General features: G+C 72.2%; 25 protein-coding genes. 8 read left to right on the top strand and 17 right to left on the bottom strand.

All coding sequences use genetic code 11. The features are described 5' to 3' along the window. Positions 1–30: 30 nt before the first annotated feature. From DEJ30_RS17045 to DEJ30_RS17020, 6 genes are read right to left on the bottom strand one after another with little or no spacing between them, the layout of a single operon-like run. Positions 31–948, bottom strand: a complete 918-nt coding sequence (locus DEJ30_RS17045) for a phosphogluconate dehydrogenase C-terminal domain-containing protein (protein WP_110862850.1) — start codon at positions 946–948, stop codon at positions 31–33. Beyond that, complete coding sequence (locus DEJ30_RS17040) at positions 945–1,790, bottom strand: sugar phosphate isomerase/epimerase (RefSeq protein WP_110862849.1); 846 nt, start codon at positions 1,788–1,790, stop codon at positions 945–947. The genes DEJ30_RS17045 and DEJ30_RS17040 overlap by 4 nt, the downstream gene beginning before the upstream one ends. Further along, positions 1,787–2,608 carry a triose-phosphate isomerase family protein gene (locus DEJ30_RS17035; RefSeq protein WP_110862848.1) on the bottom strand — a complete coding sequence of 274 codons (822 nt, stop codon included), beginning with the start codon at positions 2,606–2,608 and terminating at the stop codon, positions 1,787–1,789. The genes DEJ30_RS17040 and DEJ30_RS17035 overlap by 4 nt, the downstream gene beginning before the upstream one ends. Continuing rightward, positions 2,608–3,093 carry a ribose-5-phosphate isomerase gene (locus DEJ30_RS17030; protein WP_110862847.1) on the bottom strand — a complete coding sequence of 162 codons (486 nt, stop codon included), beginning with the start codon at positions 3,091–3,093 and terminating at the stop codon, positions 2,608–2,610. Before DEJ30_RS17030 ends, DEJ30_RS17035 begins: the two co-directional genes overlap by 1 nt. Positions 3,094–3,118: 25 nt before the next feature. Continuing rightward, complete coding sequence (locus DEJ30_RS17025; RefSeq protein WP_110862846.1) at positions 3,119–4,864, bottom strand: dihydroxyacetone kinase family protein; 1,746 nt, start codon at positions 4,862–4,864, stop codon at positions 3,119–3,121. Beyond that, positions 4,861–6,279, bottom strand: coding sequence for an MFS transporter (locus DEJ30_RS17020; protein WP_110862845.1), 1,419 nt, complete (start codon positions 6,277–6,279; stop codon positions 4,861–4,863). Before DEJ30_RS17020 ends, DEJ30_RS17025 begins: the two co-directional genes overlap by 4 nt. 307 nt (positions 6,280–6,586) lie before the next feature. Between DEJ30_RS17020 and DEJ30_RS17015 the strand changes: the two genes are divergently transcribed. From DEJ30_RS17015 to DEJ30_RS17000, 4 genes are all read left to right on the top strand, one after another. After that, the gene (locus tag DEJ30_RS17015) at positions 6,587–7,336 is read left to right on the top strand and encodes a FadR/GntR family transcriptional regulator (protein ID WP_110862844.1); all 750 of its coding nucleotides are present in this window, start codon (positions 6,587–6,589) and stop codon (positions 7,334–7,336) included. Between the two features lie 133 nt (positions 7,337–7,469). After that, positions 7,470–8,168 carry a bifunctional 2-polyprenyl-6-hydroxyphenol methylase/3-demethylubiquinol 3-O-methyltransferase UbiG gene (locus tag DEJ30_RS17010; RefSeq protein WP_110862843.1) on the top strand — a complete coding sequence of 233 codons (699 nt, stop codon included), beginning with the start codon at positions 7,470–7,472 and terminating at the stop codon, positions 8,166–8,168. A 10-nt stretch (positions 8,169–8,178) separates the two neighbouring features. Continuing rightward, the gene (locus DEJ30_RS17005) at positions 8,179–8,988 is read left to right on the top strand and encodes a PmoA family protein (RefSeq protein WP_110862842.1); all 810 of its coding nucleotides are present in this window, start codon (positions 8,179–8,181) and stop codon (positions 8,986–8,988) included. Continuing rightward, positions 8,985–9,470, top strand: coding sequence for a tetratricopeptide repeat protein (locus DEJ30_RS17000; protein ID WP_110862841.1), 486 nt, complete (start codon positions 8,985–8,987; stop codon positions 9,468–9,470). Before DEJ30_RS17005 ends, DEJ30_RS17000 begins: the two co-directional genes overlap by 4 nt. A gap of 6 nt (positions 9,471–9,476) precedes the next feature. Here the strand turns inward: DEJ30_RS17000 and DEJ30_RS16995 are convergent, their stop codons facing one another. Next, positions 9,477–10,382: an AraC family transcriptional regulator gene (locus tag DEJ30_RS16995; protein ID WP_110862840.1), complete on the bottom strand. Its 906-nt coding sequence runs from the start codon at positions 10,380–10,382 to the stop codon at positions 9,477–9,479. 110 nt (positions 10,383–10,492) lie between these two features. On the opposite strand from DEJ30_RS16995, the gene DEJ30_RS16990 reads away from it, so the two are divergent. Further along, positions 10,493–11,290 (top strand): SDR family NAD(P)-dependent oxidoreductase, encoded by a 798-nt coding sequence (locus DEJ30_RS16990; protein ID WP_110862839.1) that lies wholly within the window; start codon positions 10,493–10,495, stop codon positions 11,288–11,290. 363 nt (positions 11,291–11,653) lie between these two features. On the opposite strand, the gene DEJ30_RS18345 is transcribed toward DEJ30_RS16990, so the two are convergent. Both DEJ30_RS18345 and DEJ30_RS16980 read right to left on the bottom strand, forming a co-directional pair. Further along, complete coding sequence (locus tag DEJ30_RS18345) at positions 11,654–13,066, bottom strand: GAF domain-containing serine/threonine-protein kinase (protein ID WP_181420199.1); 1,413 nt, start codon at positions 13,064–13,066, stop codon at positions 11,654–11,656. 192 nt (positions 13,067–13,258) lie between these two features. Beyond that, positions 13,259–15,202: a family 43 glycosylhydrolase gene (locus DEJ30_RS16980; RefSeq protein ID WP_110862838.1), complete on the bottom strand. Its 1,944-nt coding sequence runs from the start codon at positions 15,200–15,202 to the stop codon at positions 13,259–13,261. Between the two features lie 104 nt (positions 15,203–15,306). On the opposite strand from DEJ30_RS16980, the gene DEJ30_RS16975 reads away from it, so the two are divergent. After that, the gene (locus DEJ30_RS16975; RefSeq protein ID WP_110862837.1) at positions 15,307–15,912 is read left to right on the top strand and encodes a dihydrofolate reductase family protein; all 606 of its coding nucleotides are present in this window, start codon (positions 15,307–15,309) and stop codon (positions 15,910–15,912) included. Positions 15,913–15,924: 12 nt separating this feature from the next. Here DEJ30_RS16975 and DEJ30_RS16970 read toward each other — a convergent pair whose 3' ends face one another. The 3 genes from DEJ30_RS16970 to DEJ30_RS16960 all read right to left on the bottom strand — a co-directional run bounded on the left by DEJ30_RS16970 (position 15,925) and on the right by DEJ30_RS16960 (position 18,306). Continuing rightward, entirely contained in the window at positions 15,925–16,419 is a 495-nt protein-coding gene (locus DEJ30_RS16970; RefSeq protein ID WP_110862836.1) for a hypothetical protein, read from the bottom strand. A gap of 94 nt (positions 16,420–16,513) precedes the next feature. After that, the gene (locus DEJ30_RS16965) at positions 16,514–17,377 is read right to left on the bottom strand and encodes an ABC transporter permease (protein ID WP_110862835.1); all 864 of its coding nucleotides are present in this window, start codon (positions 17,375–17,377) and stop codon (positions 16,514–16,516) included. Then, complete coding sequence (locus DEJ30_RS16960) at positions 17,374–18,306, bottom strand: ABC transporter ATP-binding protein (RefSeq protein ID WP_071406056.1); 933 nt, start codon at positions 18,304–18,306, stop codon at positions 17,374–17,376. Before DEJ30_RS16960 ends, DEJ30_RS16965 begins: the two co-directional genes overlap by 4 nt. A gap of 269 nt (positions 18,307–18,575) precedes the next feature. Between DEJ30_RS16960 and DEJ30_RS16955 the strand changes: the two genes are divergently transcribed. Further along, on the top strand, positions 18,576–19,124 hold the full coding sequence (locus DEJ30_RS16955) for a helix-turn-helix domain-containing protein (protein WP_110862834.1): 549 nt from the start codon (positions 18,576–18,578) through the stop codon (positions 19,122–19,124). Between the two features lie 62 nt (positions 19,125–19,186). Next, entirely contained in the window at positions 19,187–20,350 is a 1,164-nt protein-coding gene (locus DEJ30_RS16950; RefSeq protein ID WP_258370034.1) for an MFS transporter, read from the top strand. Here DEJ30_RS16950 and DEJ30_RS16945 read toward each other — a convergent pair whose 3' ends face one another. From DEJ30_RS16945 to DEJ30_RS16925, 5 genes are read right to left on the bottom strand one after another with little or no spacing between them, the layout of a single operon-like run. Then, positions 20,351–21,208, bottom strand: a complete 858-nt coding sequence (locus tag DEJ30_RS16945; protein WP_146238633.1) for a hypothetical protein — start codon at positions 21,206–21,208, stop codon at positions 20,351–20,353. A gap of 27 nt (positions 21,209–21,235) precedes the next feature. Further along, a complete protein-coding gene (locus tag DEJ30_RS16940; RefSeq protein ID WP_110862832.1) occupies positions 21,236–22,984 on the bottom strand; it encodes an AMP-binding protein in 1,749 nt (582 codons plus the stop codon). Positions 22,985–23,003: 19 nt separating this feature from the next. Then, positions 23,004–23,654: an HAD family phosphatase gene (locus tag DEJ30_RS16935; protein ID WP_110862831.1), complete on the bottom strand. Its 651-nt coding sequence runs from the start codon at positions 23,652–23,654 to the stop codon at positions 23,004–23,006. After that, a complete protein-coding gene (locus DEJ30_RS16930; RefSeq protein ID WP_110862830.1) occupies positions 23,651–24,322 on the bottom strand; it encodes an HAD-IA family hydrolase in 672 nt (223 codons plus the stop codon). Before DEJ30_RS16930 ends, DEJ30_RS16935 begins: the two co-directional genes overlap by 4 nt. After that, positions 24,319–24,834, bottom strand: coding sequence for an N-acetyltransferase (locus tag DEJ30_RS16925; RefSeq protein ID WP_110862829.1), 516 nt, complete (start codon positions 24,832–24,834; stop codon positions 24,319–24,321). The genes DEJ30_RS16930 and DEJ30_RS16925 overlap by 4 nt, the downstream gene beginning before the upstream one ends. Positions 24,835–24,970: the final 136 nt, after the last annotated feature.

Below are 24,970 nucleotides of genomic sequence, written 5' to 3'. Positions count from 1 at the left end.
GGTCGGCGCGGTGGGCGGTGGCGGTGCGGCTCAGCGCCGGACGGCGTCGATCTTGAGCATCTTCGCGATGACCGAGTCGAGCTCGCTGTCGTCGAAGACCTGCTTCCAGTCCTCCTTGATGAGCTTCTCGCGGCCGTAGCCCATCGCGATGTGGCAGGCATCGGAGAACGGGTTCGAGCCGCGCAGGCCGTTCGTCAGCGCGATCCAGGTGTGGCCGTAGAGCATGGCGCGGGCGGCCTCGCGGGGCACGCCGACACCGGTGACGGTCTCCTCGAGGGCGTCGTTGAGGAAGTCGCCGATCATGCAGGCGATCGTCTCGACCAGGGTCGGCTCGAGCACGGCCAGCTGCTTCACCGTGACCCAGTGCACCTGGATGACCGGGGCGTACATCGTGGTGATGACGGCCTCGGCGACGGCCTTGGCGCGGTCGCCCTCGTCGCCGAGCGACTCCGAGGCGTCGAAGGCCGCGATGACCTCCTGCGGGGCGGCGATGCCACCGAAGGTGTCGTCCCACTCGGCCTTGGTGGTGCGCTCGAGGAACACCGACGGGTGGCACGGGTGCGCCACGGCGTAGTGGATGTCCTCGCGCTTCGCCAGCAGACCGGCGTAGGCGGCCGCGGGGTCGAGCGTCAGGATCGACGCGCCGGGCTTCATGACGGGGACGAGCTGCTCCGAGATGGTGCCGAGCAGGACGTCCGGGACGGCGAGGACGACGACGTCGGCGGCCTTCGCGGCGTCGAGGCTGTCGGTGATCTCGCGGCCGAGGGCCCGGATGCGCTCCTGGCCGGCGGGCGAGGCCTCGCTGTAGAGGGTGGTGTACTCGCTCTTCGCGAAGTTGTTCGAGACGCGGGTGCCCATCTTGCCGCCGGCACCGATCACGGCGACGGTGACGTCGGCCGTGCCGGATCCGGCAGCGACGGTGTGGGGGGTGGTGACGGTGTCGGTCATGATTCCTTGCTCCTGATGTACTCGATGGTGTGTTCGGTCCACGCCGCTTCGATGCGGGTGGTGGTCTGTGCGGGGGTCTCCCCCGGCAGCGGTTCGGCGCCCGCGTGCTCGTCCTGCCACGGCAGCCAGAACTCGATGACGCGGTTGATCCCCCGGGTGTCGGGCTCGAGCGCGGCGCGGACGGCGTCGTGGTCGAGGACCCCGGTGCCGATCGGGACGCCGGTGTACTGGAAACCGACCCAGCCCGGTGAACGGGTGAAGGCGGAGTCCTTGACGTGCCAGTTCACGACGTGCGGGCCGGTCATCGCCACGACGTCCCTCGGGTGTTCGAGCCGGGCGACGGTGTTCGCCGGGTCGAGGCAGATGCCGAGGCTGTCGGAGCCGATCGCCCGGACGACGGCGACGAGGTCGGCGGTGGCGACGACCTCGTAGGTCTCCAGCGCGAGGGTCACGCCCGCGCGCTCGTAGGCGGGGAGCGCCTGCCGCAGGCGTCGTTCGGTCTCGGCCGCGTCGGGCTGGTCGTCGCCGCTCGTCCACATGCTGCGCACGAGCGTCGCGCCGAGCTGCTGCGCGACGTGCAGGTACCGGGCGAGGTGCTCGGGACGGGTGCCGCGGGTTCCGACCTCGAGCGTGAGACCGAGGTCGGCGGCCAGGGACCGGATCGAGGCCAGGCGCTCGTCGGTCGCGGTGTCGAGCGGCAGATGGTCGCAGATCTGGAACAGGTCGACGCCGTCGTGCGACGCGGCGTCGCGCAGGGCGTCGTCGAGGGACATCGGCGACGGGACGCGGTCGGACATGCGCCAGGAGTAGGCGTAGGTGGAGAGGCCGAGCAGGGAGGTCATGCCCGTGCTCCGTTCTGCGTCGCGGCCAGCGCCTCGGCTTCGTCGAGGATCGTGCGGATCGCCTCGGGGTCGTGGGCGAAACGGCCGAGGAACAGGCCGCCGATGCGTCCGGCACCGCGGGTCAGCAGGCCCGGACCGGCACTGCCGCCGTAGATCGCGACGGAACCGGCGAGCTCCGGCCGGGTCGCCAGGTGCTGCTCGATGCCGGCCAGGACCGCGACGATGTGCTCGTCGGGCGCGGGCTGCGGGGCACCGATCGCCCACACCGGCTCGTAGGCGGCGATGAGCGGCCCGGCGAGGCCGTCGGCGGTCGCCGTCGCGGTGAAGCGGTCGAGCTGGGCGGTGACCTCGGCGATCGCGGCCGCGGGGTCGCCGTCGGCGGTGCGCTCGGTCTCGCCGATGCAGACGAGGGGGCGGAGGCCGTTGCGGAAGGCGGCGTGCACCTTGCCGGCGATGTCCTGGTCGGACTCGTGGAACAGGGAGCGGCGCTCGGCGTGCGCGATCTCGACCAGGTCGACGCCGATCTCGGCGAGTTCGGCGCCGGACACCTCACCGGTGAACGCGCCCTCGTCGGCCCAGGCGAGGTCCTGGGCGCCGAGCAGCACCGGGACGCCCGACTCGGTCAGGATCGCCCGGACGGGGACGAGCGACGGGAACGTCGGCACGACGAAGAGCTCGACCGCGCCGGACCGCACCGCCGGGTGGCTCCGGGCGATGTCGGCCACGGCGGCCGCCCACGCGAGCGTCCGGGCGTGCGAGAAGTACATCTTGAGCGACACCCCGATCGTCACGGGGGCGGTCGCCGTGGTCGCGGGCATCAGGCGTCGGTCCCGACCGGGGCAGAACCGTCGTAGGCACAGATCGCGTTGACCTTCTCGGCACTCGCGCTCGTCTGGTCGAAGGTGTAACCGAGCCACTCCGTCGCCATCCGGCGCGCGACCTCGACCCCGACGACGCGCTGACCCATGCAGAGGACCTGGGCGTCGTTCGACAGGATCGAGCGCTCGACCGAGAACGAGTCGTGCGCGGTCACGGCGCGGATGCCGGGGACCTTGTTCGCCGCGATCGCGACACCGAGCCCGGTGCCGCAGATCAGGATGGCGCGGTCGGCCTCGCCGTTCGCCACCAGACGAGCGGCGTCGACGGCGACGTGCGGGTAGGCGGTGTGGCCGTCGGCGTCCACGCCCACGTCGACGACGGAGGCCACGCGGGGGTCCTTCGCCAGGTCGGCCTTGATGGCCTCCTTGTAGTCGAAGCCGGCGTCGTCCGAACCGACGACGATGCGGAACTGCTGCTCACTCATGCGGGTGTGCCTTTCGGGGTGGGGGTCAGGCGGGGACGTCGATGGTCGTCAGGACCGCGGCGGTGATGAGGGCGAAGGAGATCGCGCCGGCGTCCGGGGTGCCGACGGCGTCCTCGCCGTGGGTGCGGGCACGGCCCATCCGGGGCAACAGGTCGGCCGTGGCGTCCGCCGCGGTCTGTGCTGCGGCCGAGGCGGCCGACCAGGCGTCGACGAGCTCGTCGCCGGCGTCGACCCGGGCGGAGAAGACCTGGTCGAACGGTACGAGTGCGTCGACCATCGTCTTGTCGCCGGGGACGGCCCCGAAGGCCAGGACGGCTTCGGCGGCGGCGTGCACCGCGCTCTGGACGGTCGCAGGTGTCGGACGGGACTCGTCCCCGAGGACGCGGCCCAGGGCCTCCAGGGCGGCGCCCCAGATCGCACCGGAGGTCCCACCGGCCTTGTCGGACCAGGAATCTCCGGCGATCGCGAGGACCGAACCGGCGCCGGCGCCACGGGCCGCGGCGTCCTGTGCCGCACGGTCGGCGGCGGTGGAGCCGCGCTGCATGCCGATGCCGTGGTCGCCGTCACCGGCGACGGCGTCGATGCGGCCGAGCTCGTCGGCGTGGTCGTCGATGGTGGCGCGGATCGCGGCGATCGCCCTCGCGACGCGGGCGGCCGAGGCCTGGGACTCCTCGCTGCCCGGCGTCACGGGCACGACCACGCCGGCTTCGAGCACCTCGACCGGCACCGGCTGCTGCGGGACGGCGCCGCCCTTGCGGTACGCGGGGGCGTCGGCGGGGGCGGCCCAGAGCTGCTCGAGTTCGTCGTCGAGCCAGAACAGGGTGAGCGAGACGCCCGCCATGTCGAAGCTCGTGACGAGTTCGCCGACCTCGGGCTCCACGATGACGATGCCGGCGTCGGTGAGCTTCCGCTGGACGGCGCCGAAGACGACGAAGAGCTCCTCGTACTTGACCGAGCCGAGGCCGTTGAGGATCGGGACGACGCGGGGGGTGGCATCCGTCGTGGTGCCGTGTGTTGTGGTGCCGGTGCCGTCGGGTCGCTCGGTGAGCAGCTTGTCGACGAGCAGGTCGGCCAGGCCGTCCGCGGTGGGGACGTCGGCCTCGGCGATGCCGCGTTCGCCGTGGATGCCCATGCCGATGGCCATGCGCCCCTCGGGGACGGTGAAGAGCGGCTCGTCGGCGCCGGGCAGGGAGCAACCCGAGAACGCGACCCCGAAGCTGCGCGTGCGGTCGTTGGCCCGGGCCGCGATCGCGGTGACCGCGTCGAGGTCGTCGCCGCGTTCCGCGGCCGCGCCGGCCACCTTGAACACGCAGAGGTCCCCCGCGATGCCCCGGCGCTGGTGTGCCTGGTCGGCGGGCGCGGACGCGACGTCGTCGGTCACGCGGACCGTGCGGACGTCGATGCCCTGTGCCTCGAGTGCCCGTGCCGCCGCGTCGAAGTTGAGGACGTCACCCGCGTAGTTGCCGTAGCTCAGCAGCACGCCACCGCCGTGCTCGGACGCCTTCGCGACCGCGGTGACCTGCTGGGCACTCGGGCTGGCGAACAGGTTGCCCATCGCGGCACCGGCCGCCAGGCCGTGCCCGACGAGGCCGCCGAAGGCCGGGTAGTGGCCGGAGCCACCGCCGACGACGAGCGCGACGGTGCCCTCGGGGCTGGTGGTGGAGCGGGCGACACCGCCGTGCACCCTGCGGACCCGGGCGCGGTTGGCGGCGACGAAGCCGTCCACCATCTCGTCGGCGAAGTCCGCCGGGTCGTTGAACAGGCGGGTCATGCGCCGGCCTCCTTCGCGATGGCGGTCGGTCCGTCCGTGGCGGCGACCGCGGTGTCGGCTCCGGACGCCGCGGCGGCCGTTTCGTTGCGCTTCGTGTTCCGGCCGAGCACGAACATCAGCACGCTCGACAGCACCATGAAGAACCCGACGATGAACATCGGCACCTGGTACCCGCCGGTCCACTCGCTGACCGCACCGGTGATGTACGGGGCGGCGAACCCACCGAGGTTGCCGACGGTGTTGATGAGGGCGACCCCCGCGGCCGCGGCGGCACCGGTCAGGAACTGCGTCGGGACCGTCCAGAAGTTCGGCAGGGCCGCGAAGATCGCACACGCGGTGATCGCGATGACCGCGACGGTCGCGGCCGGGCTGTTCATGTAGAGCGCGACCGGGATGCTCAGGCCACCGACAAGGGCCGGGACGGCGATGTGCCAGACCCGGACGCCACGACGGAAGGCGTCACGCGACCAGAAGTACAGGACCACCGCGGCCGGCACGTACGGGATGGCCGTGATGAGGCCCTTCTGGAACAGGTCGAACGTGGTGCCGAACTGCTCCTGGAAGCCGTCGATGATCGTCGGCAGGAAGAAGCTGAGCGCGTAGAGGCCGTAGATGAAGCCGAAGTACACCGCGGCGAGCATCCAGACGCGGCCGGAGCCGAAGGCCGCACGCAGGCCGCCCTTGCCGTGACCGTCGCCGCCGCCCTTCGCCGCGCTCTCGGCAGCGAGCGTCGTCTCAAGCCAGACCTTCTCGTCCTCGTCGAGCCACTTCGCCTGCGACGGCTTGTCCTTGAGCACGAAGAGGCACAGGACGCCGACGATGATCGCCGGGATCGAGACGCACAGGAACATGAAGCGCCATCCGGCCAGGCCGCCGAGGATCCCCTCGTGGGTCATCAGCCAGCCGGCGAGCGGGGAACCGATGACGCTCGTGAGCGGCTGCGCCAGGTAGAACAGCGCGAGCATCTTGCCGCGGTGACGAGCCGGGACCCAGGTCGACAGGAACAGGATCGCGCCGGGGAAGAAGCCGGCCTCGGCGATGCCGAGCAGGAAGCGCAGGCCGACGAGCTGCGGGTAGTTCTGCACCCACGTGAAGAGCAGGGACACGATGCCCCACGTGATCATGATGCGGGCGAGCCAGATCCGGGCGCCGAACCTGTGCAGCGCCAGGTTGGACGGCACCTCGAGCACGAGGTAGCCGATGAAGAACACACCGGACGCGAACCCGAACTGGGCGGCGGTCAGGCCGAGGTCGGCCTCCATGCCGTTGGGGGCGGCGAAGGAGATCGCGGTGCGGTCGAGGAAGTTGATGAAGAACATCAGTGCCACGAACGGCACGATGCGGATCGCGATCTTGCGGATGGCCGTCTTCTCGACGACCGAGGTGGGGATGCCTCGCGTGGCGGGGATGTCCACGATGACTCCTGCTCGGTGGGGGTGGTACGACTCCCGCCCTGGCGGCTGCGCCGGGATGGTCCTGGCGGCTGCGCCGGGATGGTCCTGGCGGCTGGGCCGGGACAGTCCTGGCTGCTGGGCCGGGACGCTCCGTGCTGCTGCGCGGATCGGGAGCGGGCGCATCGGTGCGCCTGGTCCAGTCTGCGTCGCGGTCGGCCAACTTGTCAACCGGTTGACCATTTCACGCGCGCTGCTGCTTCCTCCGCGACGCCGGTCGCCTCGGCGCCGCTCCTGCCGCAACCGGTTGACCGACCGGTACGCTCACTGCATGCCCGCGTTCAGCCCGGACGACCCCCTCAACATCCGACTCGAACTCGAGTCCGTGCCCGTCGGGTCCCCCGCCTCGGTGGTCGCCCGACAGCTCGTCTCGCTGCTCACCGCCGGCGAGCTGGCCCCCGGCTCACGGCTGCCCTCGGAGCGGATCCTGTCCGAGCGGCTCGGCGTCGGACGCTCAGCCGTCCGTGAGGCCCTCGCCGCCCTCGAGATCCTGGGCATCGTGCAGATCCGCCCCGGCTCGGGCACCTACCTGCGCGGAGGCACCTCGGACCTGCTCCCGACGACCCTGTCGTGGGGGCTCATGCTGGCGTCGAACCGCACCCGCGAGCTGCTCGAGATCCGGTCCTCGCTGGAGCGCACGGCCGCGATCCTCGCCGCGCAGCGCGCCACCGACGAGCAGATCACCGAGCTCGGCGAGTACCTGGTCCGGCAGGAGGAGACCCTCGACGACCCGCAGGCCTTCATCGACGCCGACGTCCGGTTCCACGTCCTGCTGGCGCGGGCCTCGGGCAACGACGTGCTCGCCGACCTGCTGCAGAGCCTGCGCTCGATGCTGAGCGTCTGGGTCGCGCGGCGCGTGCAGACCCGGCAAGCGACCGAGGCCGCGTTCCACGAGCACCGCGCCGTCTTCGAGGCCTTGCGCGCCCGCGACGTGTCCGCCGTGCAGCGCGCGATGGACGCGCACATGGCCACGGCGAGCGCCCGCATCGAGCACGCCGAGCCACTGCCCGCCGACGAGTAGCGGGCGGCGCGGCGCGGCGCGCGCACGATCGGGGCGGACGGGAGGCCCGGGTCGCGCCCGCCCCGCAGGTTCGGTGTTGCCGGGTCGGCAACACCGCTTGGGTCCGGCCCGGCCGGTGCGCTGGAGTAGGTGCATGCACACCCACCACGACGGCTCCGCCGCCGGATCTGCCACCGATGCCACCGAGGCCCCCGAGGCCCCCGCCGCACCGTCCGCTCGGGAATGGTGGGAGGCCCGCTACGCCGAGCGCGACGGCATCTGGTCCGGCCGGGTGAACGCCGTGCTCGCCTCGGCGACGTGGGGGCTGCCGGTGGGGCGAGCGCTCGACCTCGGCTGCGGCGAGGGCGGCGACGTGGTGTGGCTCGCCGAGCAGGGGTGGGACGTGACGGGCATCGACCTGTCCGTGACGGCGCTCCAGCGTGGTTCGCGCGCTGCCGTCGCCGCAGGGGTGGAGGACCGGACGGCGTTCGTCGCCGCGGACCTCGACCGGTGGGACACCGCCGCACGGTTCGACCTGGTGACGGCGTCATTCCTGCAGTCGTGGCCGGTGGAGATCCCCCGAGCCGACATCCTGCGTCGGGCCGCCGGCTTCGTCGACGCCGGTGGGCACCTGCTCGTCACTGCACACGCCGCTCCCCCGCACGACGACCTGCCGCCCGAGCTGCGGGGGTACCGGTTCCCCTCGCCGGCCGACGACCTCGCCGCCCTGCAGCTCGACGACCGGTGGGACGTCCTGGTCGCCGAGGTCCGGCCGCGCACCGCGACGACACCTGACGGGGACCCGCACGAGGTCCTCGACAGCGTCGTGCTCGCCCGACTGACGCGCGGGTAGCGTCGGTGGTGTGAGCACCGACGACGGCATCCGCGCACTCGTGGTGGACGGTGTCGAGGTCGCCGTCGAACGCAACGGCGCCGGCACGATCGCCACGTCGTCCCCTCGGCCGTACCTGCACCCGGTCCGGACCCCCGGTGGCACCGTCGTCAGCGCGCACCACCCCGGCGACCACGACTGGCACTGCGGCGTCGGCGTCGCGATCCCCGACGTCGACGGCGTGAACTGCTGGGGCGGCCGGACCTACGTCCAGGGGCTCGGCTACGTGTGGCGCGACGACCACGGCTCGGTGGAGGTCGTGCACGCCGAGCAGCACGACACGACGTCCACCGAGGAACTCGTCTGGCGGGGCCCGGACCGCACGGTGGTCCTGCGCGAGGACCGCACCCTGCGCTGGCGCGCGGTCGAATCCGGGTGGGAGCTGTCCTGGTCGTCGTCGTTCCGCGCCCCCGGTGACTCCGCCGTGCACCTCGGTGGGCCGGGCAGCAACGGCCGGACCGGAGCGGGCTACGGCGGCTTCTTCTGGCGGTTCCCCGAGTGCACGGGGGTCGTCGTCCGGACCGCCGACGCCGAGGGCGAGACCGCCGCGCACGGCTCGATCGCACCCTGGATCACCTGGTCGGCGGTGTTCGACGGCGGGCCGGCGACGATCCGGATCGAGGCCGTCGACCACCACGACCCCTGGTTCGTCCGTGCCGAGGATTACCCCGCGATCGGCTCGGCCCTGGCGTGGGACACCCCCGCCGTCGTGCAGCCCGGCGCACCGCTGGTCCGCTCGTTCCGCGCGACGATCACCGACGGCGGTACGCTCGCCGGATGAGCACCGGAGACTGGGAGTCACGCGTCGCGGCGCTGTGGGACGACGACACGATCGACGACCAGCAGCGGATCGAGCGGATGCGCGACCTCGCCGCTGACGCTCCGCATCCCGCACTGGGCGCGTTCGAGCTCGGCGGCGCCTTCGACTCGGGCGGACACGAGGGCGATGCCGACGTGCAGTACGCCGCCGCGACCGCAGCCGGCCTGGACTCCGTCGACCCGGACCGCGCCGCCAGGATGGTCGTCCAGCACGCCTCGACGCTGCGGAACCTCGGCCGGATCGACGCGGCCATCGCGATGCTCCGCGACGCGCCGGGACACCCAGCCACCGGAGCGGCACCGAGGGTGTTCCTCGCGCTCGCACTGCACAGCGCGGGCCGCTCCGCCGAGGCACTGCGCGTCGCGATCGAGGCCGTCGAGCCGACGCTCCCCCGGTACCACCGGTCCGTCCGTGCCTACGCGGCGGCCCTCACCGAGGACTGACGCGCCTCAGGCGATCGCGACCTCACCCCGTGCGAGCAGTTCACGGGCCCGACCGGCGTCGGCAGCCGGTGGCCGGCCGTGCAGGGCGCGGTAGTCGCGCGAGAAGTGCGAGGCGCTCCGGTACCCCACCGCCGCCGCAGCCTGGGCGGCGGTGTCACCGAGCACGATCATCCGCCGCCGGGCCTCTCCGAGCCGCAGCCGCCGCAGGTACTGCACAGGGCTCATGCCGGTGACCTGCCGGAAGCGTGCGAACAGTGTCGACTCGCTCGTCCGGACCGCCGCGGCCAGGCCCGCCACCGACCACGGGTCCGCCAACCGGTCGGTGAGCAGGGCGGTGGCCGCTGCGACGACGTCGCCGTCCCGGTTGCCGATCGCGGCCAGGATGCGCGGTGCCTGGTCCGTCTGCAGCAGGCGGAGCACGACCTCGCGGGCGACGAGCGGGGCGAGGACGGCCATGTCCTCTGGAGCATCGAGCAGTCCGACGAGTCGGGCGAACGCGTCCGCCATGGCCGGGGTCCAGCTGCCGAGTCGGGCTGGCGGCGCCTCGTCCTGGTGGGGGCGGGACATCGCCCTCGCGACCTCGGCCACCACCGCTGGGTCGAGCTGCCAGACGACCGCGACGAACCCCGCGGGCGGTTCGACCTCGACCACCCCGGCGATCACCGGCAGGTCGACGGGCGTGATGATGAAGCGGTCGCGACCCCAGAGCTGGTCGTCGTCGCCGACGATCGAGCGCTTCCGTCCGGCGAGGACCATCGACACCGACGGCGCGTAGCGCTGGTACCCGAGGTCGGTCGGACGGTCGACCCTCGCCAGGCGCAGTCCGAGCCGTGCGGCGCGCTCCGTGTCGTCGAGGTGGGCGAGGACGCTCTGCAGGGCACGGTCCAGCCGGTCCGAGGTGACGTCGTCCATGTGCCCATTCTGTCGAGCCATCCGACGCGAGGGGTGCCCGTGCAGGATCCGGCAAGCACTCCGGAGTCCTGGGCAATCACCGCCGGGTCCGTCGGACCGAGCATCGGAGCATGCAGACCAACGAAGCACTCCTCGACTCCCTGACCACGGACGCCCGACTGGCCGGCCGCACCGCGCTGGTGACCGGCGCTTCGAGCGGCATCGGCGAAGCGGTCGCCCGTGTCCTCGCCGCTTCGGGCGCCAACGTCGGCGTCGCTGGCCGGGACCCGGGCCGCACCCAGGCCGTCGTGGACACCATCATCGCGGCTGGTGGAAGCGCGGTCGCCGTCGTCGGTGACCTGGGCGCCCGCCCCGATGTCGTCCGCGACTTCGCCGCCCGCGCCACCGAGGCCCTCGGCGGCCGGGTCGACGTCCTCGTCAACAACGCCGGCGTCTACCCGGTCGGACCGACCGCACTACTCCCTGACGAGGACGCCGAGGCGCTCTGGGCCACGAACGTCCGCGCGCCGCACGTGCTGGTCGGAGCGCTGGCTCCTGCGATGGTCGAGCGCGGCTCGGGCATCATCGTGAACATCGGCTCGTGGATGTCCCGCGTCGGCGTCCCGTTCACGGCGCTCTACCCGGCGACGAAGGCCGCCGTCGAGCAGCTGACCCCTGCCTGGGCAGCCGAGTTCGGACCGCACGGCGTCCGGGTGTCGACCGTGTCGCCCGGGGCCACCGCGACGCCGGGGAACGCCGACTCGCACGACGTCCTCGCGCAGATGACGGCGGGCACCCCTGCCGGAGCACCCGTCCGCCCCGTCGACGTCGCGTTCGCCGTGCGCTGGGTGGCCTCCGACGAGGCGACCTTCGTGCACGGCGGCACGATCGACGTGGACGGCGGCGTCGCCGCGACCCGCCTCGGCTGAGCCCTCCCCGCACGAGCGGGCGGAACACCCGGGTCGGCACGCGGAGGCACCCCGGCATTCCGCCCGCTCGGCACCGCCAGCCCACGCGAGCAAACCCCCACCACCACGAACGGGCGAAACACCCGGGTCGGCACGCGGAGGCACCCCGGCATTCCGCCCGCTCGGTAGGGGTCGGTCAGTCGGGCACCGGATCCGCGAGCGGTCACGACACACCGCTGGCAGGTGGTCGAGCGGCCACGGACCGTCGCGCGGGAGCGCGCCAGGCGACCGGTCGTGACCGCTCGGCGGACGACTTGCGCGCGGCGGTGGTCGCGACCACCGCACGGACGGGAGGCGCGGTGCGGGCTGGCACCGGGCCTCCCGTCAGGCGGTGTGGTCGCCGACCACCCGCGGGACCGGCAGCGAGTCGCTGGTCGTCCGGAGGGACTCCTGGCGGATCTCGAGCTGCGTGACGGCGAGCGCCGCCAGGTCGCGGAGGTTGGCGAGGTCGTCCTCGGTCGCCTGCCGCGGGCGGGTGTCGAGCACGGCGAGGGTCCCGATCGGCGCGCCGTCGTGCTTGACGAGCGGGACGCTGACGTAGAAGCGGATGCCGAGCGGGCCGGTGACCAGGGGGCTGTTGCGTATCTCGGGGTGCGCGGAGCCGTCCGGGATCACGACGGGGACGGGCACCGGCGCGAAGCCGTTGCGGAAGCTGATGCTCCGCGCCGCCTCGTCGACACCCTCGGCGATGTACGACTGGGACCACTCGCGGTCCTCGTCGAGCACCTCGACCAGGGCGATCGGGGCGTCGAAGAGCCGGGCCGCCATCGCCGTGGTGCGCTGCAGCGACTCGTCGGGCAGGGTGTCGAGGGTCGCCGGGCGGTCGGTCTCGGGGCGGGTCGGCACGGGGGCCGTCTCGTCCGTCGGCTCGACGACGTGGTCGGCCGTGGCGGTCTCGGCGATCACGACGTCGCGGAGCATCGTGACCAGCTCGGCGCCGAGGGGGCGGGCCGCGGGGTCCTGCGCGGTCATCGCACTGAGCAGGTGCTTCCAGTGCTCGGGCAGGGGCTCGGGCACCACGGGATCGCGGGAGAGCCGGGCGACGGCGGACTCGACGAGCGAGCCCGGGAACTCGCGGCGGCGGGTGAAGCACTGCAGCAGCACGAGGCCGAGCGAGTAGACGTCGCTCGGCGGGCCCACCTCGCCCCCGCGCGCCTGCTCCGGGCTGAGGTACGCGGCGGTGCCGGTGGTCACGCCGTCGGCGGTCAGGCGTTCGACGCCGGCGGCGAGCGCGATGCCGAAGTCGGTCAGGCGAGCGCGGGCGCGGTCGGAACCGTTGCCGTAGTCGACGAGCAGGATGTTCGACGGCTTGATGTCGCGGTGCACGACGCCGTGAGCGTGGATGTAGTCGAGGGCCTCGGCCATGTCGTAGCCGATCTCGGCGATGTGCCGGGAGGCGAGCGGGCCGACGGCGAGACGCTCCTCGAGGTCCTGCCCCACGACGAGCGACATCACGATGTAGCGCTGCTGCGTGCCGTCCTGCCCGGTGACGACACCGGCGTCGAGCAGGCTGACGAGGTTGTGGTGCTCGAGCGACGCCAGCACGCCGAGTTCGGCCTCTTGCCGGGCGATGTCGACGATGCCCGCGTGGAAGAGCTTGATCGCGACCGGGCGGTGCAGGCTCTCGTCCACACCCCGGTAGACGACGGACATGCCGCCCTGGCCGATCGCCTGCTCCAAGCGGTACCGACCGTCGAGCAGCGGCGCGCTCGCGTCGTGTTCCTCCGTCGGGATCATCCAACCCTCGTTCTCGGCTCCGGCACCAACGATGCATCTTCGCATCCCGACGGGTATCTCGTTCACCGGCGACGTTCTCCGGCTGAACGCGCGCCGTGCGGCGTGCAAGACACCGGTGTTCGCGGGTCGAACACGCGCGGACCGCGGTTCGACCTGCGAACACCGGTGTCTTCAGCGCCGCCACCCGCGCCCTCAGCGACGCGTCGCGACCGTGCTCACGCGGAGGTCCTCGAAGGTGCTGGTGAAGCCGGAGCCTCCGAGTGAGATGAGCCCGACGCGGGGCGTATCGCCGAGGTCCGCCGTCCAGGTCCCGCCTCGGACGAAGTGCCGCCCGTCCAGACTGGTGTACGCCGTGTACCGGTCCTCACCCCGGACCTCGCGGTGGACGATCCGGAGCGTGGTGGTGTCCCCGACCGGACCGACGACCATGTTCCCGTAGCTCGGCGCTCCGGCCGGTTGCCCGGACACCTGCTTGCCGAACTCGGTCTGGCGCGTGTTGAAGATCGAGTTCGAGGTGAGCCGGACGTAGTTGCCGTCGTCGCCCCAGACGATCAGGCCGCCCTGCACGTAGTTCAGGCCGTCGCCGGTCGTCGGGGTGTCCACACCGACCGTGGTCTGGAGCACGTAGTCCCCACGGGGCGCCGGTTCGGACAGCACCGATGCGAGCGGCGTCGCAGGCGGGTGGATGTCGGCGTCCTGCGTCTGCCAGCGGAACGTGCCGTCGGCGACGGTCCACGTGGACGGGGCCGGCTCACGCGTCCAGGCGAGCCGGGCAGGCAGCGCTCCGGGCTCCGCTCCCGGCTGCGCGGCACCGTCGAACGAGGTCGACAGCGCGCGGATCGTCCGACCCGGCACGTCGACCGGGGCGGTGGACGCCCGGTACGTCGGTCGTTGGCCCGGCTGCGCCACCGGCCCCGGCTGCACCGTGTCGGACGGGCCGGCACCACCGCGGACGACCGGCCAGCCGCCCTGCCAGTCGAGCGGGTCGATCAGCGCCGGCCGCTTCGTGTAGGTCGGCTGCCCCGCGTAGTACGGGTCGTTGCGGTCGGCCGCGTGGTAGATGATCCAGTCCTGGCCGGCGAAGTCGGTGACCACGGTGTTGTGGCCGGTCCCGACCCACCGGTTGCCGTTCTGCGCGAGCAGGGGCGTGCCACCGACCCGGGTGCTCGTGATCGCCACACCGTCGCGGTCCGTGAACGGTCCGAGCGGGCTGCGTGACCGGGCGACGAAGACGCCGTAGCCGGTCAGGGCGCCGTTGCAGCAGTTCGTGGCGGAGCCCATGAAGTACCACCAGCCGCCGTGCCGCATCAGGTACGCGCCTTCGTAGCGGTTGTCGATGGCGATCTGCCGCTCGGTCGACGGGTCGGAGCGCAGGCCGTCCGCGCTGAGCCGCCGGACGTTCACGCCGCCGAAGTAGCTGCCGAAGTACAGGTAGGTCGTGCCGCCGTCCGTGATGACCTCGGGGTCGAACGCCCACCGCGCTCCGTCCCCGTTCGGTGCGGTCTGCGGTGCCACGACGGGGCCGCCGGAGTCCTTCCACGGACCCGTCGGGCTCGAGCTCGTCGCCACCCCGACCGCGGAGCCGCCGCCGGTCGGCCCCGTCGCCGACGGGGTGTCCGAAGCCGCGTAGTACAGGTACCAGGTGCCCGCCCGGCCACGGTCGCCGGCGCGGTACACGACGTCCGGCGCCCAGATCCCGTTCGCGTCGCCCACCCAGTCGGGCTTCGTCGGGAACGCGTCGTTCACGTACGTCCAGTGGGTCAGGTCGGTCGACCGGTAGGTGGGCACCGCGTGCTGCACGAGGGACCCGTCCGGGTTCTGCTCCGTCGCGGTGAGCGCGTCGGTGGTGCAGTACAGGTACCAGTTGCGGTCGCGTCCGGCTCCGTGGATCACGGTCGGGTCCGCGCAGCTCGCCGCCGTCTGCCCGTCGGGCAGGCTGAGCGCGACCGGGTTCTGGTGGCTGGGCGCAGCACGGCCCTGCCGGCTGGCGGCACTCGACGCCACGGTCGTGGTGGTGGTCGCCCGGGTGGTTCCGCCCGGCACCGCGGACGCATCCGCTGGTCCGGCCTGGAGGCCCGTGGTCGCGACGCCGAGGAACGTCACGACGGCGAGGAGTGCGGTGGACGATCGGCGCATGCCTGACCTGCTCTCGTCGTTGAGGGAGGTACTGCTGGAGGGACTGCGGGTGTCGACGGGCGACGTCCGCGAGCGTACGCTCGGCTCGACGAAGGAGTCATGCCATGCCCGCGAGGTTCGTCTACTGGATCAACGCCTCGGTCGACGGTTTCGTCGAACGCGCACCCGGCGAGCACGACGGCCTGGAAGGACCCGACTGGATGCGGATCGACGAGCCGCTGCACCGCGAGTTCAACGCCCGGGCGGCGGCCATGACCCTGTCCGTCGAGGGACGGGTCGTGCGCGACATGATGGACCCGTTCTGGCCCGACGCCCGGCACGACGAGTCGATGCCGCAGTACCTGCGCGAGTACGGCGAGATCTGGACCGCGCAGCCGAAGGTCCTGGTGTCCCGCACCCGGACCACCGCCGACCACGACACCCGGGTCATCGGTGGCGACGGCGACGCGATCGCCGAGCTGGCCGCGATCCGCGCCGCCGGCGAAGGCGACATCGGTGTGGGTGGGCCGAGCATCGCGAGTCAACTGCTCGATGCCGGGCTGCTCGACGAGGTCATGCTCTTCACGCACCCGTCGGTGCTCGGTGCCGGCCGGCCGCTGTTCGATCCGCCGCTCTCGGGGCACCGGCCGCTCGTGCAGCTCGACCTGCTCGAGCAGCAGCGGTACGACAACGGCGTCACCCTGCACCGGTACGACGTCCGGCGGTCCTGAGCGCTCGCTCGGTCAGTCCTCGGCGGGCTCTGCGCCGATCACGCGGACGTTCCAGGCGCTGTCCCGGTCGCTGTCGAACCCGTTGAAGGAGATGCTGTCGACGTCGGCACGCCAGGTTCGCCGCAGGTCGATGCGTTGCTCTCCGTCGCCGCAGGGCATCGACTCGGTGATGTGGTTCCGCGACGTGCTCCCGGAGACGACCATGACGGAACCGCTCATGTGCCCGTCACCGAAGCACGAGAACTCGAGGTGGTCGACCGTTTCCGGGTGCGCGAACGTGATCGTGATGCCACGGTCGATCTCGTCGTCATTCCCCGTCGCGCTCTGCCCGGCGGATTCCGGGGCGTACATCGCACCGAGGTCCCGGTCCGAGTCCGAGTCGGTGGCCATCTGCCGCTTCTCCCAGGCGTGCAGCGCAGCCTCGTCGACGGGCGGCGGCCCGGCGCAGCCGGCCAGCAGGAACACGCCCGCGATCGCGGGCAGGAGCAGGGCGGGAACGGAACGCACGCTGTGAGCCTACTGACGCTGTGGACCCGCACCGCGAACGACGGGAGGCGCGGCGCCGGCTGGCACCGCGCCTCCCGGCCGTGGGGTGGTCGCGTCAGACGTCGCGACGGCGCGCGAGCGTCAGGGCGAGGCCACCGATGACCAGGACCTCGGCGGCGAGGACGCCGAAGCCACCCCAGCCGTTCAGCACGACTCCGCCGTCGTCGGCGGGGCTCGCGCCGTCGTACGAGTAGGCGTAGAGCTGGCCACCGGCCATGTCCGGCAGGAACGCCGCGATGTTCGTCGGCCACTCGACGTTCATCAGCCCGGCCATCAGGTTCAGCACCACCGGCAGGACCAGCAGGATGCCGAGCGTGATCGCGATGCCACCGGCGCTCGACCGGACGAGCAGGCCGATGCCGTAGGCGAGCAGTGCCAGCAGGGTCAGGAAGACCGACGAGCCGAGGATCGGCAGGAACACCGACGGGTCACCGATCTCCGGCTCGACACCGTTGCCCGCCAGCAGCGGGAGCGAGATGAGGACGCCGATCCAGGTGGCGACGGCGCTGACCACGAACGTCGTGACGGCGAGGACGGTGGCCTTCGCCAGGATCACGCCGGTGCGACGCGGGTCGGCCGTGAAGGTCGAGCGGACCTGGCCCGTGCCGTACTCACCGGTGATGATGAGGACGCCGAGCACACCGACGACGAGCGACGAGAGCAGGACGCCGACGGTGTTGGCGTTCACGACGGTGCCGTTGGCGATGTCCGTCGGCAGGTCCTGGCCGCCGCTGTTCGTGTTCGCTCCGACGAGCGCAGCCATGCCGATGGTGACGACGACCAGGATCGCGTAGCACCAGAACGTGGACCGGATGCTGCGGAGCTTGATCCACTCGCTCCGCACCAGGTGCGGGAAGGACAGTTTGGTGGAGCCGTGCATCCGGGTCGACGGCGTGGTGGGCGAGGTGGTGGCGCTCATCGGGTGCCCTCCGATCGGTACTCGACGTCGTCGCGGGTGAGGGCCATGTAGGCCTCTTCCAGGCTCGCGCCGGTCGGGGTGAGTTCGTGCAGGGGGACGCCGGCCTGCGCGGCGATGTTGCCGACCGTCGGCGCGTCGGGGCCGACGACGAGGAACGAGCCGTCCTCGCGCTGGGTGACCGCGGCGTTCGGGCCGATCGCGTTGAACAAGCCGTTCGGGTCCGGGGTGCGGACGATGACGCGGCTGACCGCGGCATCGGTGCCGGCAGCGGCGCCACCACCGGCGACGAACTCGGCGATCGGGGCGTCGGCGAGGACCTTGCCCCGGCCGAGCACGACCACGCGGTCGGCGGTCTGTGCCATCTCGCTCATCAGGTGGCTGGAGAGGAACACCGTGCGGCCGTCGGCGGCCATCCGGCGGGCGAGCTGTCGTACCCACACGACGCCGTCGGGGTCGAGGCCGTTCACGGGCTCGTCGAGGATCAGGGTCTTCGGGTCACCGAGCAGTGCGGCAGCGATTCCCAGGCGCTGCCCCATGCCGAGCGAGAACCCGCCGACCCGCTTCTTCGCGACGGAGTCGAGGCCGGTCATGTCGATGACCTCGTGCACGCGGGACTTCGGGATGCCGTGGGTCGCCGCGAGGGAGAGCAGGTGGTTGTAGGCGCTGCGCCCCGAGTGGACGGCCTTCGCCTCGAGCAGGGCGCCGACCTGCCGGAGCGGGTCGCGGAAGCTCGTGTAGGGCTGGCCGTTCACGGTGGCGCTGCCCGACGTGGGCCGGTCGAGCCCCATGATCATGCGCATCGTGGTGGACTTCCCGGCGCCGTTGGGCCCGAGGAAGCCGGTCACACTGCCGGGACGCACCACGAAGGAGACGTCGTCCACGGCGGTCTTCGGACCGTACTGTTTGGTGAGATGGCTGACTTCGATCACGGCCTCGACGCTACGGGAGGGGCCGTCGGCGCCGCGTCCGCCGTTGGGGGGAGATGCGTGCTCCCACAGGGTGACGCGGGGCTGACGCGGACGCGGGCGGGTCGCGCTGGTTTTCGCGCGTCGCGCGCGGGCTTTCGCGCTAGGCGACAGTTCACGCGCGCGGCGGGCCGTGAACTGTCGCTGGACGCGAAAGGTCGGCGCGCAGATCGGTCCGGACAACCCCCAAAGGCCCGTTTGACGGTACCTCCCGGTCAGGAGAGCATTGCCGCATGTCCAGCCTCCAGTCCCTCCGGGCGACCGCCCACCCGATCCGGCTCCGCCTGCTGTCGCTGGTGACGAGCACCGCGATGAGCGCCGCCGAGGCCGCACGGGAGCTCGGTCTCTCACAGGCCACCGCGAGTTACCACCTGCGCGTGCTCGAACGGGCCGGACTGGTCGCCGTCGTCGAAGTCCTCCGACTCCGGGGCGGTGAGGCGAAGCGGTACCGGCACGAGTCGTCGGCACGACCGTTCGACCCCGACGGCCGATCCGGCGATGGTGGCGACGACGGTGGCGCGGACGACGTCTCGGTCGAGGACCAGCTCGTGTACGTCGAGGCCCAGGTCGAGGAACTCCGTCGACGGGTGCGACAGCGGACCACGGGGCCCGGCGTTTCCACCGACGCCGAACTGTGGGTCGGCCCCGAGACGTGGCGCCGGGTGGTGCACCACGTCGGCCAGGCATCCGCCCTGCTCCACGCAGCGGCGCAGCGCCCCCGCACTCCGGGCACCGTTCCGGTGTCGATGACCGTCTCGATGTTCCCGATGCGGCGGCCGTGAACACGCCGACCACGGGCGTCCTCGGCCACGCACCGTTCCGTTAGCTGCTCGCCGCCCGCACGGTGAGCATCCTCGGCAACGCCGTCGCCCCGATCGCGCTGGCGTTCGCCGTCCTCGACCTCAGCGGCTCGCCCGTCGACCTCGGCCTCGTCGTGGCAGCACGCTCGGTCGCGAACGTCGCCGTCCTGCTGTTCGGCGGGGTCATCGCCGACCGTCTCCCCCGTGACGTCGTGCTCGTCGTCACGTCGCTCGGTGCTGCTCTGACGCAGGGCGCTGTCGCCGTGCTGGTCCTGACGGGCACCGCCACCGTCCCGCTCCTCGTCGTCCTGAGCATCCTGAACGGTGCGGTCGCCGCGGTCAGCCTGCCGACGACCGCTGCCATGGTCCCCGAGACCGTGCCCGAGGCGCTGCTCCGCCCCGCGAACGCCGTGATCCGGTTGAGCATCAACGCCGGCACCATCGTCGGGGCCTCCGCCGGCGCCGGCATGGTGGCGCTCGTCGGCGCCGGGTGGGGTTTGGCGGTGGACGCCGCCGGCTTCGCCGTCGCTGCAGCCCTGTACGCACGGATCCGACTGCCGCGTCGCCCGTCCGTCGCACCGGCCGACCGTCCGTCGGTGATCGCGGACATCCGGGAGGGATGGGTCGAGTTCTCGGGACGACGCTGGGTCTGGACCGTGGTCGCCCAGTTCGCGGTGCTCAATGCCGCCTTCGTCGGCGCGACGACCGTGCTGGGTCCGGTGGTCGCGGACACTTCGTTCGGCAGGGCGGGTTGGGGGCTCGTCGTCGCGGCGCAGACCGTCGGTCTGGCGCTCGGAGCGCTGATCGCGCTGCGGTGGCGGCCACGGCACGCCCTCGGCATCGGCGTCGCCCTGATGGCCGTGACCGCCCTCCCCGTCCTGGCGCTCGCTGTCGCACCGGCCCTGCCGACCCTGCTCGTCGCGTTCGCCCTGGGCGGGGTGGCCATCGAACTGTTCGCGATCGCCTGGGACCACGCGCTGCAGTCGAACGTCCCCCGGGCCGTGCTGTCGCGGGTCTACTCGTACGACATGGTCGGGTCGTTCGTCGCCGTCCCGCTCGGCGAGGCCCTGGTGGGACCGCTGGCGCACGCGGTCGGGACGCCCACGACCCTGATCGGTTGTGCCGTCGTCATCGTCGTCGCCACCGTGGTCGCCGCGTCCACGCAGAGTGTCCGGCGTGTGAGCACCGAGGTGACCCTGCCGGTCTGATCAGCCCGGGGAGGCGTCCGCGGTGACCTCGTACGCCTCGAACCGGGCGTCGGCGAGGACCGCGTCGACGAGCGACCGTGACCCGGCGACGATCGTCGAGTCCCAGTCGATCTCGGTGGCGAGCACCCACTCGCGCCCCTCGGGCCAGAGCATCTGCGGGGTGTGCCCGAAGTCGACGTACATGCCGACGCGGGCGTCGTCCGTCCAGGACGGGTCGCTGAGCTGCGGCAGGGACATGGAGAGCAGGAAGCACTCGCGGGCCGGCCACAGGAAGCGCGGACTCGCAAGCGACTCCCGGAGCGCAGCCTGCTCCCGCCGGTGCTGCGCCTGCATCCGGGCCATGTGCTCCTGCATCTCGGCGCGCTCGGCTGCCGTCGGTTCGCCCTCGCCCTGCCACCCGAAGCCCATCGTCGAGCTCCCGTTCAGGTCGCCCCACCCGTCCCAGATCGCCCCGACCAGGTCGTCCGGGGTCGACGTCGCCTCGGCGAGGAGCCCGGTGAGCGCGGCGAGTTGCGTCGGCTCGTACCAGCCCGTTTCGGGCGGATGGACGATCCAGCCGTCCTCGAAGGACAGGTCCGACTCGTCGTCCCGACCGCTGAGCGTCTGCCACGACACGAGGGGGTCGATCGTCCGACGGGTGCGCTCGGCGACGTCGGCCCAGCGCCACTCGGCCGACTCGAGGACCGGGTGCTCGTCGTACTCGTCCACGGTCGTGCGGTCTTCGCGATCCGCTCGGAGCCGGTGCAGGATCCGGACGTACGCTTCGAAGCCGGTGCCCGCGACGCCGCCGAAGGTGGCGAACGCGCCGGCCCGGGCCAGCAGCCAGTCGCCGCGGGAGACGTCCTTGATCAATTCCACAGGCCGAGCCTAGGGTGCCCGTGCGGGTCAGCTCGCCTGCGGGCGGGGAACGCGGAGGCCGGGGAACTCGTCGTCCCGCCACTCCCCCTCGGCGCGCGTGCCGTTGCTCACCGACTGCTCCTCGCGCTCCCGCAGCTCCACGCGGCGGATCTTACCCGAGATGGTCTTCGGGAGCGCGGCGAACTCGACCCGGCGGACGCGCGCGTAGGGGGGGAGCGCCGTGCGCGCGTACTCCAGGACCTGCCTGGCGGTGTCGGCCGACGCCTCCCATCCGGTGGCCAACGTGACGTACGCCTTGACGACGTTGAGACGGGCGTCGTCGGGGGCCGGGACGACCGCGCTCTCGGCCACGGCCGGGTGCTCCAGCAGCGCACTCTCCACCTCGAACGGCGACACCTTGTAGTCGGAGGACTTGAACACGTCGTCGGTGCGGCCGATGAAGGTCAGCTCGCCGTCGGCGTCGCGGACGGCGATGTCGCCGGTGTGGAAGAAGCCGTCGCGCATCGACGAGGCCGTGCGGTCGGGGTCGCCGAGGTACTCGGCCATCAGGTTGACGGGCCGCTCGGTGAGGTCGAGGCAGACCTCGCCCTCGTCGCCCGGTTCACCGGACACGGGGTCGAGCAGCGTCACGGTCACGCCGGGGAGCGGCTTGCCCATCGCGCCGGGCGTCACGGCGGCACCCGGGGCGTTGCCGATGATCGCGGTGGTCTCGGTCTGCCCGTAGCCGTCGCGGATGGTCAGCCCCCACGCCGTGGCGACACGGTCGATGACCTCGGGGTTGAGCGGCTCGCCGGCCGAGATGAGCTCGCGGAGCGCCCGTGGCCGCGCACCGAGGTCGGACTGCAGCATCATCCGCCACGCGGTCGGCGGCGCGCAGAACGTGTTGACCTCGGCCCGCTCGAGCTGCGCGAGGAGTGCAGCGGGGTCGAAGCGCGCCGTGTTGTGGATGAACACGGTGGCCTCGGCGATCCACGGCGCGAAGAAGCAGCTCCAGGCGTGCTTGCCCCATCCGGGCGAGCTGATCGTCAGGTGCACGTCACCGGGCCGGACGCCGAGCCAGTACATCGTGCTGAGGTGCCCGACCGGGTACGACGTCTGGGTGTGCACGACCATCTTCGGCTTCGACGTCGTGCCGGACGTGAAGTAGACCAGGCACGGGTCGGTCGTGCGGGTGACGACGTCGGGACGGACCTCGTCGGTGGGAGCGGGGTCGCCCAGGTCGCTCGGGTACTCCGTCCACCCGTCAGCGGGACCGCCGATGACGATCCGCGTGAAGGACCCGCGGACGTCGTCGTACTTGTGCGTCTCGCCCCGGGTCGTGACGACGTGCGCCACCGAGCCCCGGTCGACGCGGTCCTGCAGGTCGGCGGTGTCGAGCATCGTCGACGTCGGCAGGATGACCGCACCGAGCTTGATCACGGCGAGCATCGTCTCCCAGAGCTCGAGCTGGTTGCCGAGCATGACGAGGACGTGGTCGCCCTGCTGCACGCCGAATCCGTGCAGGCGCGCGGCGAGCCGATCGGACCGTGCGGCCATCTCCCCGTAGCTCAGCCGCTGCTCACGACCGTCCTCCTCGACGATCCAGAGCGCGGTGCGGCTGTTGTCGGTCGCGATGACGTCGAACCAGTCGGTCGCCCAGTTGAACGTGTCGCCGACGTCCGGCCAGCGGAACCCGGCGCGTGCCGCTTCGGGAGAATCCGCGGCGAGGAGCTGGTCGCGGGCGGCACGGTACGCGGCGGTCGGGTTCACATCAGGCACGGACCGATCATGCCGCATCCCGCTCGGAGCCGATCGATCAGGCGAGTTCCCGGAGCCAGCGGTCGAGCCAGGGAATGATGCGCGAGAGGTCGTCCGCGTCTATCGCGTCACTCGCGGCCGCACGGGCCGCCGGACCCGCGTTGAGCGCCAACGCACTGGGGAGCGCCTGGAAGAGCGGGATGTCCGAGCGGCTGTCGCCGATGGCGCAGCAGTGTCCGAGCGGCACACCGAGGTCGCGAGCGAGCGCGAGCGCCCGGTCCCGCTTGTCGAACTCGTCGAAGTGCTCGGCGACGGTGCCGTCGTGGGCGCCACCGTGCTCCCCCACGCGTGGCCCGCCGTTCGGGACGAACCCGAACCGCCGCGCGAGGGAACGGGTCACGGGCTGCCACGCGAGCGACGCGAGCACGGGTTCGACGTCGTGGGCACGGCACCACGCGACGACGGTCTCGGTTCCGGGTAGCACCGGGAGGTCGTCGAGCCACCGGTCGATCGTCGCCGTGGTCGTGCCGCGCCACCCGAGTGCGTCGACCTCACTGACCTGCTGGTTGGTGAGATCGCCGTCGGCGTAGCGGAGTTCGGCGTCGTCGAGCGCGTCCTGGTGCCCGAACCGGGCGGCCAGGAAGCTGCTGCTGGAGCCGGGGCCGACGAGGGTTCCGTCGACGTCGAAGAACACGATGCCGACGGTCACTGCCGACCGCTCCCCCGCACGACCGCATCGAGCACCCGGATCGTCTCGTCGGTGTCGACGTGCAGGTGCGCCCCGATGCCGAGCGCACGTGCGGCCTCGATGTTCTCGGGCACGTCGTCCACGAAGAACACCTCGTCCGGATCCGCCCCGAGGCGCTCGAGGGTGATCCGGAACGCCTCGGCATCGGGCTTGTTCACACCGATCTCGTGGGAGTAGCAGATCGGGTCGAACACCGCCGAGAACCGGAAGCGCCGCTCTTCTTCCTCTCGGGCGCCGTCGCCCGAGTTCGACAGGATCGCGAGGCCGATCGTGCCCCGGAGTCCGGCGAGGAAGTCGTACAACGGCTGGTTCAGGGTTCCGCAGTAAGCGTCCCAGAAGTCGGCCCGTATGACGGCGAGCTGGTCGGCCGACAACCCGAGCGCCGAGCCGATCGCGCCCCAGTACCGGTCGACGACGCCGGTCTGACGGGAGGCATCGGGCAGGTCGGCCGCGACGAGGCGATCGGAGAAGTCGTCCGTCGTCATCCCGAGACGCTCGGCCCACCGCGCCCGGAAGCGTCCGGGCCAGGCGGCGTCGTCGACGAGTTCGAGCACGCCACCGACATCGAGCAGCAGCCACCGCACGACGGGCCCGGCAGCCCCGGCAGCTCCGTCCGTCCCGCCGCTCACAGCGATCCCCGTAGCTGCCGGATCATCTCGACCTCGAGTTCGCTCGGATCGAGCACGTACGCCTCGGTCGCACCCGTGGGCTCGTAGCCACGCCGGGCGTAGAAGGCCTGCGCACGGGTGTTCGCCTGGTGCACGTGCAGCCGCAGAGCCGATCCGTGCGCTGCCGCCCAGGCCTCGATCTCGTCGAGCAATCCATCGGCGACACCGGCGGCACGCCCTCGGTGCGACGGTGCGACGTAGACGCCGACCAGGAGCGGCCCGACCCGGGGGCCGGGTACGAACACCCCCATCGTCCCGAGCCACCGGCCGTCGGCGCCGATCGCGGCGAGGGTCGTCCCGCCGACGTCGTGCTCACGGCGGCCGCGTCGACGCCAGTCACGCTCCTGCATCCGCTCCGCGTCGGCGAGCCGCTCCCCGTACGCCTTCGGGGTGTCCCGGAGCATCTCCAGCCGCAGTGCCCGGACGGACTCCCAGTCGTCCTCCGTCGTCGGTCGGATCGTCGTTCCCCGCATGACCCGAGCCTAGGGGTGGCAGGCCCGGAGAACTCGTCCCAATCCGACTGGCGGACGACGCCGAATCACCTGCAACGACCGGGAAACACCCGGAGCGCTCACCAGCCGCACATCGCTGGTTCTCCACCCCACCGAG

Origin of the sequence: Curtobacterium sp. MCPF17_003 (assembly GCF_003224385.1) — a bacterium.
GTDB classification, from domain to species: domain Bacteria; phylum Actinomycetota; class Actinomycetes; order Actinomycetales; family Microbacteriaceae; genus Curtobacterium; species Curtobacterium flaccumfaciens.
Note: the sequence above shows the minus strand (reverse complement) of the source record. Positions and strands in the feature narration are given on the sequence as shown.